10 protein-coding genes are annotated in these 12,830 nt (G+C 45.3%); 8 read left to right on the plus strand and 2 right to left on the minus strand.

The genetic code is table 11. The annotated features are described in order from the left end of the window. Positions 1-91 precede the first annotated feature (91 nt). From BUC50_RS06025 to BUC50_RS06060, 8 genes are all read left to right on the plus strand, one after another. Positions 92-1,111 (plus strand): TAXI family TRAP transporter solute-binding subunit, encoded by a 1,020-nt coding sequence (locus BUC50_RS06025; RefSeq protein ID WP_013049080.1) that lies wholly within the window; start codon positions 92-94, stop codon positions 1,109-1,111. 124 nt (positions 1,112-1,235) lie between these two features. Then, a complete protein-coding gene (locus BUC50_RS06030) occupies positions 1,236-3,140 on the plus strand; it encodes a TRAP transporter permease (RefSeq protein WP_148211419.1) in 1,905 nt (634 codons plus the stop codon). After that, on the plus strand, positions 3,115-4,008 hold the full coding sequence (locus BUC50_RS06035; RefSeq protein ID WP_013049078.1) for an isocitrate lyase/PEP mutase family protein: 894 nt from the start codon (positions 3,115-3,117) through the stop codon (positions 4,006-4,008). The genes BUC50_RS06030 and BUC50_RS06035 overlap by 26 nt, the downstream gene beginning before the upstream one ends. Positions 4,009-4,152: 144 nt before the next feature. After that, positions 4,153-5,535: a carcinine hydrolase/isopenicillin-N N-acyltransferase family protein gene (locus BUC50_RS06040; RefSeq protein ID WP_013049077.1), complete on the plus strand. Its 1,383-nt coding sequence runs from the start codon at positions 4,153-4,155 to the stop codon at positions 5,533-5,535. A 224-nt stretch (positions 5,536-5,759) separates the two neighbouring features. Continuing rightward, positions 5,760-7,235 carry an alkaline phosphatase gene (locus BUC50_RS06045; RefSeq protein WP_286677240.1) on the plus strand — a complete coding sequence of 492 codons (1,476 nt, stop codon included), beginning with the start codon at positions 5,760-5,762 and terminating at the stop codon, positions 7,233-7,235. A 78-nt stretch (positions 7,236-7,313) separates the two neighbouring features. Then, positions 7,314-8,468 (plus strand): YibE/F family protein, encoded by a 1,155-nt coding sequence (locus tag BUC50_RS06050; protein WP_013049075.1) that lies wholly within the window; start codon positions 7,314-7,316, stop codon positions 8,466-8,468. A gap of 93 nt (positions 8,469-8,561) precedes the next feature. Further along, on the plus strand, positions 8,562-10,166 hold the full coding sequence (locus BUC50_RS06055; protein ID WP_286677241.1) for a gamma-glutamyltransferase family protein: 1,605 nt from the start codon (positions 8,562-8,564) through the stop codon (positions 10,164-10,166). A gap of 165 nt (positions 10,167-10,331) precedes the next feature. After that, positions 10,332-10,976, plus strand: coding sequence for a YczE/YyaS/YitT family protein (locus BUC50_RS06060; protein ID WP_013049073.1), 645 nt, complete (start codon positions 10,332-10,334; stop codon positions 10,974-10,976). 139 nt (positions 10,977-11,115) lie between these two features. On the opposite strand, the gene ortB is transcribed toward BUC50_RS06060, so the two are convergent. Together ortB and ortA are read right to left on the minus strand one after the other, a co-directional pair. Further along, a complete protein-coding gene (ortB, locus tag BUC50_RS06065; RefSeq protein WP_013049072.1) occupies positions 11,116-12,516 on the minus strand; it encodes a 2-amino-4-oxopentanoate thiolase subunit OrtB in 1,401 nt (466 codons plus the stop codon). Continuing rightward, positions 12,513-12,830 (minus strand): 2-amino-4-oxopentanoate thiolase subunit OrtA, encoded by a 318-nt coding sequence (ortA, locus tag BUC50_RS06070; RefSeq protein WP_013049071.1) that lies wholly within the window; start codon positions 12,828-12,830, stop codon positions 12,513-12,515. Before ortA ends, ortB begins: the two co-directional genes overlap by 4 nt.

Consider the following 12,830-nt stretch of genomic DNA (forward strand, 5'->3'; position numbering starts at 1 on the left):
GAAGGCTGAAAAAGCTTGGGTGCTTGAGGCTTTTCCGTGGTTTTCCACGGAACAGAGATGTTTTTTAAAAGGGAAAAAAGGGGGAAACACAATGCAGAAAAGTAGAAAGATGTTGCTTCTTGGGTGTCTGCTAGTGCTCTTCTCTTTCGTCGTTGCAGGAGCAGGCTATGGCCAAACGAGTTTGAATATGGGCAGTACGTCCTCTTCTTCCGGTGTCTATGCATGGTGCGTAGCCGCCGCCAACGTGGTCAACAAAGCGAATGTTGGGCTTAATGTGACTGTTGTTGAAAGTGGAGCCGGTATTGATAACCTGAAGAAAGTTCGCGATGGTGTTTTTGACTTTGCTATGTGCATCGACTTGCCGTCTACCCTTCAGCTCTATGAGGGAACAGGGGCTTTTGAAGGGGAAAAACCCTACCAAGATGTTCGCTGGCTATTTTTGAGAAACGTATTTGCCGACCGTCTCTATGTTAGGGAAGATGCCAAAGTTACCACCTTTAAAGATCTTGCTGGAAAACGGTTCTGCCCGGGCATTCCCGGCTCTGCTTCAGCTTCTTACGTTATGGAGTACAACGACATTACAGGGGCCAATATCAACCTTATGCCCATGGCCTATGGGGATGCCGTCAATGCCCTTAAGGAAGGCCGTATTGTTGGTCTTCAGAAGTCAAGCGGGTTAACTTCTATGGATGCGTCCCTCATAGAAGTGAATATTACAACGCCCCTTACGGTTATTGGCTATTCCAAGGATGACATTGAGAAAATACGGGAAAAGATACCTAGCATGAGCTTCCTTGAAACTCAAAAAGGCTCTATATCCCAGCTTCCAGATGTGGGCCCAATTTGGGAAGAGTGCCCTATCGCTGGAGCGGTAGCCAGCACCAGAATGTCAGAAGAAGTGGCTTATAACATCGTTAAAGCCTATGTGGAAGGGTTTGAAGAAGTTGCAGCGGCCTACGGGGCCGTCAAGGGATGGGATCCTGTTGCAGACTACTTTAAATTCGCAACAGAAGATGCCTTTGTTCCTGCCCACCCAGGTCTTATTCGTTACGCCAAAGAAAAGGGCATAGAGGTTCCAGAGTTTTTCCTTCCACCAGAATACAAGAAATAGACTTTATGAGAGCGGGAAACAGAAGGTTTAAACGCCTCGCTGTTTCCCGCACCCTCGTCGGCAGCGCATGAGTTAATAGAGGGGGGAAGAAAGGGTGAATGTGCGAAATTTTTTAAATAAACATATGAATCACTTTTTATTCTGGAGCGGTATCGTCTTTTCTCTAACCCAGCTGATTGTACCCATGTTTTTTCAGAATTTGCTCGACATTCAGGTGCGAGCTCTTCATGTGACCCTGGGCGTATCTATAGCTTTGCTCTGTTTCCCATTTCGTCAAAGGGAAGGTCAAGAACATGAGCGTTCTTTCATATGGGATGTTTTTCTGATTGCTGTCATTGTTCTCGCCTGTTTTAATGTTGTGGTAAAGGCCCTTGATATTTACATGAAGCCTGGAGGAGCCACATCGCTGGATTTGCTTCTGGGAACTGCTCTTCTGATCATTGTATTAGAGGCGGCTCGTCGCACCGTTGGAGCGGCCATACCCATACTCGTCGCAATGCTTTTTGTCTATATCTATGTGGCGCCCTATTTAGGGGGGCTCTGGAAAATTCGGGGTTTATCTTTTAATTTTATTATGAATTCCGTGTATTATTCTCCCCTTGGATTGTTTGGCAGTGTGACAGGAATGTCGGCAACCTTTATTGCCATGTTCATCATATTTGGGTCTCTTCTGTCTGCTACGGGCGGGGGCAAGACCTTTATAGATCTGGCCCTGGCTCTGACAGGCCGTTTTGTTGGAGGCCCTGCCAAAGCAGCTGTTATTTCAAGCGCTCTTTTTGGCAGCATCTCTGGAAGTTCTGTAGCCAATGTGATGGTGACGGGAAGCTACACCATACCTCTCATGAAACGTCTTGGGTATAAACCAGAATTTGCCGGAGCTGTGGAAGCCATTGCCTCGACCGGGGGCGGAATTACGCCCCCCATCATGAGTATCACTGCTTTCATGATGGCGGAATTCTTAAATATTTCCTATATGAACATCATCGGATATGCCTTGCTGCCTTGTATATTGTTTTACACAGGTGTGTTTAGCGGCGTCCATTTTCAGACAAAACGAAGAGGGCTTTCTGCAGTTCCAGAAGATGAAATTCCAAAATGGAAGGATATATTAACCTTTGAACGGATGGCGGGCCTTGTTATTCCCACTGTTGTTCTTCTTTATCTCATTGGAACGGGGCAGCCTTTGCTGAAGGCGGGTTTTTATGCCAGTGTTTCTTCCATTGTCGTGTTGGTTTTAAGTGATTTGCTGAAGAAAAAAATCAAAGAAACTCCCCGTAAGGTTCTTGACGCCTTAAGCGAAGCCGGGGCAGATGTGGCGCGAATTGCCCCTATCCTTATCTCGGTGAGTGTGCTTGTAAACCTCATAGGGATCACGGGGATCGCCCCTAAAATAAGCGGACTGATCTTGAAATATGGCGGTTCCAATATTTTTATCGCTCTTCTTGTGGCCACTATAGTTCCCTTCCTTTTGGGAACCTCTCTTCCTGTTGTCCCTACGTACGTTCTTTCTGTTTCCATCCTTGTGCCGCCTTTGATGAAAATAGGAATTGACCAGGTTGCTGCCCATCTTTTCTTTATCTATTGGGCCATTCTTGGAGGGGTTACACCTCCTACCTGCACGGCAGCAGTGGCGGCGGCAAGCATTTCGAAGGGGAACTGGGTTAAAACTGGCCTGAATGCGGTGAAGCTCGGGGCTGTGGCCTTTATTCTGCCCTATTTCTTCGCTCTCAATCCCTCTCTGGTGGGGAGAGGTTCTGCAGGTGCTATTCTGAGCCATGGGTTAACAGGCTTTGTCGGGGCTATTGCTATTGCGTACGGTTTTTTTGGCTTCGGCAAAGGTGTAATGGCTATACTGAGCAGAGTTCTCTTTTTTGTGAGCGGCATATTGTTGCTTTTTCCTGATGTTAAGCTTTCCGCTGCGGGTATGGTCGGCGTGGTTATAGCCTTTGTATGGAACAAATATATCTTAAAACAAGAACGTTCTAGTCTCAATGGAGGGGTACGTGTTGAAAAAAACAACGAAGCTTAAAAATATGATCCTTGAACGGCGGGCCCTAGTGTGCCCGGGAGCTCACGATGCGATTTCTGCCAAGCTTATTGAAAGAGCGGGTTTTGAAGCCCTTCAGGTCAGCGGGTTTGGGTTGTCGGCTACCTATTTGGGATTGCCGGATATGGCCTTCATCGGATTCAGTGATGTCGTCCACTTTACAAAAAATATAATAGACTCTGTTGGAATTCCCGTCATGGCCGATGCTGATACTGGATATGGAAATAGCATTAATGCCATGCATGTCACGAGGGAATTCATCAAGGCAGGCGCCGCTGGAATGAATATCGAAGACCAGGTGTTCCCTAAACGGTGCGGCCATCTCGAGGGGAAGCAGATCATTCCTATAGAGGAAATGGTCATGAAAATCAAGGCATGCAAGGCTGTGAAGGATGAAATTGATCCTGATTTTGTCATCAATGCCCGCACCGACGCCATTGCGGTTCACGGAATAGAAGAGGCTATAAAACGAGGAAACGCATATGCCGAGGCTGGAGCAGACCTGATCTTCGTAGAGGCTCCACGGTCAATAGACCAGATAGAACAGGCTGTGAAAGAGATCAAAGCGCCAGTGAGCATCAATCTCATGGATGCCGTTGTTGGGGGGAAAACACCTCTCGTTCCCATCGAAAAGCTTAAAGAACTAGGCGTGGGAAGAATAAGCATTCCTGTTGGCCCTCTCTTTGCGGCTGTGAAAGGCATGGTCAATTACCTCAATGAGATACAGGGAGGCAAGCTCGCTGAGGGCAGAACAGACCTCGTTGCGGCATTCTCAGAGTTTAAAGACCTTGTAGGTTTCGAACAGTTCCGCGACCTGGAAAAACAGTATCTCCCCAAATTCATCGAATAAAAAATGGTGCCAGGTCTTGAATTTGTGCAAGTTGTGTTAAATGTATACCATAGGTTGAGGTAAGAATATAGTGGGGTCGCTCCATGATTGAAAAAAAGAAGGAGAGAAACACCTCCTTCTTTTTTATTAAAAGGAGGCATTAAAATGAAACGTTTAATAGTGTTAATAATGGCTATAACGGTTCTTTTAAGTACTTCTGCTTTTGCTGCAGCCCCTTCAGAAGAAGTTATGTTTTTGCAAGGATCAGCAGTTGAAGTGGGGACAATGTGGGGAGAAGTCAACCGCGATTCTATTTTAAAGGCATACAATACATTTATATCACGAGCTGAGGGTAAAGAAGATGCGTTAAGGAGATTCGCAAAGCTTTCAATAGACCTTTCCAAAAAAATTAATTGTTCTTATTGGATCGACGAGCTTAACGCTATTGCTGATACGGTTGGAATAGACCGGGAACTTTACATCGCTTTCACTTTTGGAAGATATCGTGATTTAGCCCTTCTTTACGAAGGTGTGGGATGTACCTCGTTTGCAGTTGCTCCTCCAGCAACAAAGGATGGGCAGATCATCTTCCATAAAACGAGGGAAACCGCGGTGGATCTTCAATCTGCCTATCTTAAAAAGATAACAGAGGTGCCCTCGGGTGATAAAAAACCCTATAAGTTTTTCGGAGAAATGGGCACAGCAGACACAGGCGTATCCTTTTTTGTCAACGAGAAAGGCCTCGCAGGAGGCGCAGATGTTCCAGCCCAATGGCAGCATAAGGAATGTTATGTTGGGCCTTACGAGGGAGAGCTGCCCTACGTTGATCCACCTAAATATGATGGGTTTATGAATCATTATGTCCCCCGTTATATTGCTGAACACTGTAAAAATGTCGACGAAGCAAAAGAAGTTCTCCATTCTTTTGCTGAAAAGGGATACATTGCCAGCGGAAAGTTAGGAACAAATTATTTGTTTGTCGATGCAAAAGGGAAGATTCTTCAAATAGCGGATAATTGCTATAAGATTATCGAAGAAAGAGAAAACCCGCCCCTTTTAAATGCCGGGGATGAATATGAGGGTATATATTTCACCGTTTCCAGGAGAAATGATTATGGCTCTCCGGAAGATGCTCTTGTATCTCACCATGGTGAGATAACAATAGAACTAGTTAATTCTCCCAAGGTTTCAAAACACTCTGCCTTGTGGAATTTTGCCCGCGCACAGTCCAGCGCCACAATTTTGATTGACCCTGAAAACCCAGAAACTTTGACAACTATTTTTGTAACATTGCCAGCATATGGTTATTCTATTCCTTTCCTGATGGGGGCAAGCGCTACACCTAAAGCTCTTGTTGATGGAACGGTTTACGAGACTCAGAGAGGGAGCTTTAAATATAGTGAGTTCTACGAGGCCGGGGTCAATGATGAATGGAGAAAATTTATTTATACCATGAGGGAAAAAGTTAAAAAGGGAGAAGATGTAACAAAAGAGATGAATGATAATTTCCTTCAAATGGTCAACTTGGTGCTCTCCATGAACCATTAATGGTGCCAGGTCTTGAATTTGTGCAAGTTGTATTAAATGTATGCAGTGACGGTGAGAGGAAATAGATTTAAAACCGAATATAAGCGGAAGAGGGGCAGGGGGTTTTTCTCTTGCCCCTTTTTGTAGGCCCGGATTTTTTACACTTTGTTTACAAAGTTGTAACAATACGTAAACTCCTTTCCTGTAAGGTATTAAGCAAAGAATATCTACATTGAGGGGGTATTATGTTGCGTAAGTTTTTTTCTCGTAAACTGGCAGTTATTGCTTTGGCTTTGTTTTTAGGGCTAATTGGGGGAGTGAATAGTGCAAGTGCCCACGCTCCGCGCTATGTTTTTTATTTTATTGGTGATGGAATGGGCGCAGCACAGCGCCAGGCGGCAGAATATTATTTGAGGGCTGAAACCGGAGTAAAAGATATAAAACTTAGGATGAATCAGTTCCCAGTGGCAGGTATCAACACCACCTATTCCGCAGATTCCTTGGTAACAGATTCTGCAGCGGCCGGGACAGCATTAGCGGCGGGATATAAGACGAATAATGGCATTATTGCTCAGCTTCCAGATGGCACGAATGTAAAAAGTTTGGTGGAGGCAGCGGAAGAGAAGGGGATGGGAACAGGTCTTGTAACAACAACGCGAATAACTCATGCGACTCCTGCTGTTTTTGCTTCCCATAACTCAAATCGTGATGCTGAAAATGAAATAGCCCTTGACTATCTTGATAGCGGAGTGGATTTTTTTGCTGGCGGAGGATATCGCCATTTTGTTCCCCAGAACTGGGATGGCGGGAAATCAAAGAGAAAAGATGACCTTAACATTGCGGAAAAGTTTAAAGGCCAAGGGTATCATGTTTTCCTGACAGAAAAAGATACTCAAAAATTTAGAAACTATAAGCCAAGTGGGCAGAAAAAAGTCTTTGCGGCCTTCACGTACAGCCATCTTCCCTATGAGCTTGATAGAGAGAATGATCACACTCCAAGTTTGGCGGAACTAACGGCGAAAGGAATTGAAGTGTTAGAAAAATATAAAGAAGGTTTCTTTCTAATGGTAGAGGGCGGCAGAATAGACCATGCCTGTCACGCCCATGATCCGGCGGGGTCTATCCACGACACGTTAGCATTCGATAAGGCACTAGACGAAGCGTACTCTTTTTACCAAAAATATCCCGATGAAACGTTGATAGTTGTTGTAGCAGATCATGAAACAGGCGGTTTTGGGCTTGGGTTTGGTGATAATTATTTTTTGAAAATGGATCAGCTTTTTAAGGCAAAGGTCACGACGGCGGATGTGTTAAATGAGGGTGTGGGGAAATATGATAAAGACAGGAAGAAGTTCTTTGATTTTATTGCTACCAACCTTGGTTTAGATAACTTATCCCTTGATGAGAAAATAAAAATTGAACAGGCAATGGATCTCATAGACGGCTCTCAGAAAGATGCAATTGCAACGTATGCAGGGTACGACCCCGCGGCTATTACAGTAACTCACATTATGTCTGAGCGGGCAAATATGTTCTGGACCACTTATGCCCACTCTGGGACAACGGTGCCCCTTTCAGCCATTGGAGTTGGCGCTGAGGCTCTTGGCGGATTTAAAGATAATACAGAAGTAGCAAGAACCTTATTCTCCATTTTGGAGTTCAAACCTACTGAAGTGGCATTTACCCATCCAACCAGTTTGTCTAAAGTCATTAATTATTAAAATATTGGGTTTTGAAAACATAGCCGAGGCTTGTCCCCGGCTATGTTTTCATTAATAGTAGAATGGAGTGTATAGATAATGAAGAAAATAAAAGCTTCATTACTTTGGGGCATTTTATTTCTTGCTCTTGTGGGGTTTTGGGCATATGAAAACAACAGAAATAGCAACTTTGTTCGGGCAGTGGTTCTAAGTACAGATAACAGCGATGTAATGCAGTCTGGAATAGCAAGAATAGGGAGCCAGGAATTGCTTTTGAAGGTTGTTGATGGAAAGTTTAAGGGACAAGAGGTTGTTGGGTATAACAATTTGCTGGGAAACTTGGATATAGATGCCTTTTACGCCCCGGGAGATACAGTAGTTGCTGCGTTAAGGGAAGACCATGGAAAAGTTGTTGACGCAAAAGCTGTTGATCTCTACAGGCAGAGCTGGGAGTTTATTCTTTTTGGTTTTTTTGTTCTTTTGCTCATTATTTATGCTGGGAATACAGGGTTAAGGGCAATTTTTTCTTTTATAGCTAGTTTATGGGTTATATGGAAAAATCTTATTCCGGGGCTTTTGGCTGGAGAAAATCCGCTGCTTTTGTCGAGTGGCATTTTGTTTGTGCTGTCGGCCATTGTTATTTTTTCTGTTGCAGGGTTTACGCGAAAGGGTTTGTCTGCTTTCTTGGGAACAGTGGCAGGATTATTTGTCACTATTGGAATTACAGCTTTTTTTGGCGACAAACTTGGGTTGCTCGGAACAACTCTCCCTTATTCTTCCACACTTTTATTTAGCGGAAATATTGGACTGAATATGAAACAGATTTTCTTTGCTGCTATTGTAATAGGTGCTTCTGGAGCAGCTATGGATATAGGTATGGATATTGCTTCTGCCATGGCGGAAGTAAAGAGCAAGAAACCTGAAATAATGTGCCGAGAACTCATTCAGTCAGGATTTAATGTGGGGCGTGCTGTTATCGGAACTATGACAACTACTTTATTACTGGCTTACTCTGGTGGATATCTAACGCTGCTTATGTTGTTTGCAAGTCAAGATACAGATTTCGTACGGATTATAAATTATAGAATGGTTGCGGCAGAAATATTGAGAACTGTGGCGGGAAGTATTGGCTTGGTTTTGATTGCCCCTATTACCGCTGTGATTGCCGGATGGATTTATTCTTACAATTTAGAGCCTCTTAAAAGTAGGGTCAAGAGTTTTTTGGGGAAAATGCAAGGTATCATTAGAGTTTAAGTAGTTTCCCTTAATGATGTATTCATCAGCGACGTAGCCCTGCTATTGCACAATTTAAGACCTGACACCATAATGAAATAGAGGTGATGCTCTATGAATTTCGACCCCTATCGTTATCAATACCCTTCACGAAGAAATGTTGTCTATGGTTCTAAGGGAATGGTGGCTACGTCTCATCCTTTAGCGGCTCAGGCGGGACTTGAAATATTAAAAAAAGGTGGGAATGCCATAGATGCCGCAATTGCTGCAGCGGCAGCTTTGACTGTAGTGGAACCCACAAGCAATGGTCTTGGCAGCGATAATTTCGCCATTATATGGAAAGATGGGAAACTGCATGGGATTAATGGCAGTGGACGGGCTCCTCTGTCTTTCGATCTTGACAAATTTCGGGGCAGAGGATGGGAGAAGGTTCCTGAACAGGGGTGGCCATCGGCAACGGTTCCCGCGGCTCCTAAAACGTGGGCTGTCCTGGCCGAAACAATGGGAAATCTGCCTCTTACAGAAACCCTTGCGCCAGCCATTTCTTATGCTCGTGACGGCCATGCAGTGGGGGTGACTGTGGCTCATAACTGGCGCTTGGCCTTTGAAAAGTACAGCCGTATTTTGAAGGGTCGGGAATTCGAAGTCTGGTTTAATACCTTTTGTCCGGAAGGCCGTTCCCCCAGAGCTGGAGAATTGTGGCGATGTCTTGATCAGGCCTATACACTTGAGCTTATAGCGAAAACGAATGCAGAGTCTTTTTATGCCGGAGAGATAGCAGAAAAGATCATAGCTTTTTCCAACAGAACGGGTGGGTTTTACAGTCAGGAAGATTTTGAACAGCACAATCCTGAGTGGGTGGACCCCATAAGCGTAAATTACAAAGGGTACGATATATGGGAGATTCCTCCAAATGGGCAGGGGATTATTGTACTTATGGCTCTCAACATGTTAAAGGGATTCAATTTCACCTTTCGCAATGCCGAAACCTTCCATGCACAGATAGAAGCGATCAAGCTGGCATTTGCCGATGCCCATCGATATGTGGCGGACCAGCGCTTTAGCCAAGTGCCCGTGGCTGAAATGCTTTCTGATAATTATGGTGATGTCCGGCGGGCATGCATCAAAGAAAGAGCCTGCTTGCCTAAAGCGGGGGAACCAGAGGCAAGCGGCACAGTTTATCTGAGTGCTGCTGACAGTGAGGGGAATATGGTGTCTTTTATACAGAGCAATTACGCAGGGTTTGGTTCAGCTATCGTAATACCAAAAACCGGCATAGCTTTGAATAATAGGGCAAAAGGATTCTCTCTTGACCCTAATCACCCTAACGTTCTAGCGCCTGGGAAACGTCCTTACCATACGATTATTCCTGGCTTTATAACGAAAGATGGCGAGCCAGTGGGGCCATTCGGAGTAATGGGAGGATATATGCAGCCTCAGGGGCATGTGCAGGTGATTATGAATATGGTGGACTTTGCAATGAACCCTCAGGAAGCGATCGATGCTCCGCGGTGGCAGTGGGTGGGAGATATGAATGTTTCTGTGGAACCAGGCTTTCCTATAGCCGAAGCCCAGGCACTGGCACGTATGGGCCATCATATGGGGGCCGCACTAGACTCAAACGAATTTGGCCGTGGGCAAATGATCTTGAGAACATCGGATGGAACGTTAGTCGGGGCTACGGAACCTCGTGCGGATGGTTCTATCGCAGCTTGGTAATGGTGCCAGGTCTTGACTGCATGTATTGACTGTGGCCGTTTCTATGAACTGTGTATTTTCAATAGTTGCTCCGCAAATTTTTGGAAACAACTATCTTTATATACAAAAGTACGCTATCATTCAAGCTTGTGGTTTATATTTTCTTGAATAAAGGGAGTTTCCAAGATGAATAACTTCTTAAAAAGGATAACAAACTTATTATTTGGCCTATTCTTATTTGCTCTGGGAGTCGTTATTACCATGAAAGCAAATCTTGGGTTCGCCCCATGGGATGTTTTTCATCAGGGGATAGCAAAGACCGTGGGTATGTCTATAGGCAATGTATCTATTCTGATGGGGCTGGTCATTTGTATCCTTGTTTTTCTTATGGGAGAAAAGATAGGGCTGGGAACGTTGCTCAATATGTTGTTAGTGGGATTTTTTATTGATCGAATTCTGGAGTTGAACATATTACCAGAAATGGGCAGTTTTATATCAGGTGTCGCTATGATGATAGCAGGTCTTTTTACCATTGCTTTTGCTTCTTATTTTTATATCGGCTCTGGTTTTGGAGCAGGACCGAGAGATAGCCTTATGGTGGCTGTTGAAAGGAAAACTGGTTTGGCTGTAGGTGTTTCCAGGGGCATTGTAGAAGGAACAGCAGTGCTAATAGGCTGTCTTTTAGGCGGGCCAGTAGGTTTTGGAACCGTGCTGGCGGCCTTTGGGGTTGGTTTTTGCGTTCAGATAGTTTTTTCTGCTCTTAAGTTCGATGTAACCCGAGTAAAGCACGAAACTCTTCGTGCCACACTTGAAAGTTTGAAGGCTCAATAAAAGGTGCCAGGTCTTGAAATTGTGCAATTGTACGTAGCGAATACAATTTGATCAGAAAAAAGAGGAGGGAAAACAATCCCTCCTCTTTTGTTGTGTTTCTTTTCACACATGCACAATTTCAAGACCTGGCACCAATTTGTTACAGGATGCTGCGGATGTAGTCCTCTGTAGTTTTTGTGTCCTCTGCCATGAATTTTATATCATTGTTGGTAAGCTGTTCTTTAGTGATGTTATTCATTTTGAGAACGTTTTTGCAATAGGACCGTCTCAGGTCATCAAGGCTTATGTCCCGAGCTTTCACCTGGCCTGGATTTTCCGGGATGATAATGTTTTTGCCAGGGATCTGCTCTTCTGGGTTTCCTCTTCGGACTTCGATACCCAGCTGTTCCCGGGCAAAAGAGAGTTGCGCTGTAACGTGTTTCCCCGCCCCTGTGTACTCCGTTTCCTGAATAACGACAACCTGGTCCCTATCCATTTCCTGGGCAAGAGCAAAGGCCGCTGTGAGGGAGGTATTGCCCGCAGGCCCTCGTTCCAGCCCTTCAAGCTGGGCAAGGGCTTCGGTCATATAGAAGACTTCCCCCTGGCTTACGAGGACGTAACGATCCGTATACCGCAAGCTCCTTGCTGCGTTGCGGGGGACGTCTGTTCTGTCGGGCCACGTTGAGAAGGGCATTCCAAATCCCGTATGCCCCGTGGTAAAGGATTTTCGGTTGAAGGCTTTGTCGCTGGCCATATGAAGCCCTGTGATATCCACGCTGGCTGCTACGATCTGGGTATTGGAACAGCCGGCTTTGATAAGGCCTCTTGCAGTACCGGTCAGGTTTCCGCCTCCTGCGTTTGTTATAACGACAGCGTCAGGATCTCTGCCGCATTTTTGCCTGATCTGAGTTGCTATTTCATCTCCCAGTGTTTCTATTCCGGCAATGGCGAAGGGGGAATAGAGGGAGGCGCTGCAGTACCCTGTTTCGTCCAAGAGTCTCAAAAACTCGATAAAGAGCTCCGGTCCTACCGTCAACTGAACCACTTCTGCCCCAAAGGCTTCGCTGATGCGGCCTTTTTCCAGAATTTCAGGTTGCCCCACATGTCTGCTATCGAAGAGTTCTTGAACGATGATAGCTTTCAGATTTCTCATGTTTGCCTGAGAAGCTACAGCCGCCCCGTAGTTTCCGCTTGAAGCGGCGATGACACCGGCGTATCCCTTTTGCTGGGCATAATAGCATGACATGGCAGCCCTTCTCGCTTTAAAGCTTCCAGAAGGATTTGTCGCTTCGTCTTTAAGGAAAATGCGAGCGCCTTTTCCTGGTCCAGCGAGGGCCCTGGCCGCGGCGGTAAGGTTCCGCAGTTCAAGCATGGGAGTGTTTCCTATGTTGGTTTCGGCCTGTATGGCACGGATTTCTTCAAGGGTGTACCCTGTCTTGCCCATCATTCCTTCGTAGTCGAAAGCGATGCCAGGCAGTTCAAACTCCGAGTAATCAATGCCTAACGCTTTTTTTAGAATTTCGTTTTTTCGGTTGGCTACAGCGTCAAATACGGGGTTCATGCTTGTTCACCTGCCTTGGAAATAAGGGCATGAAACTCTTTGCCAACAGATAGGAGTTCAGGAATCTGACGACCAAAGGTGTGTATGTAGGGAGGATTCTGAGCCACCAGAGTTCCCTGTACTTTTCTGTCGGTCACGGTTGTTATTGTGACGGAACTTCCGATAGAAGCGTCATGGTCCAAATACCCTTTTACCCAGAGCTCCAGGGGAACCTGTTTTGTATCTTCAGGAACATTATCTGCCCGTTCTGACGGCTGAAGAACGATATAGTGGATTTGAACCCAGCTTCCTTTTTTGATTATTTCTTCTGCCAT

Source organism: Aminobacterium sp. EBM-42 (assembly GCF_001896635.1).
Taxonomy (GTDB): domain Bacteria; phylum Synergistota; class Synergistia; order Synergistales; family Aminobacteriaceae; genus Aminobacterium; species Aminobacterium colombiense.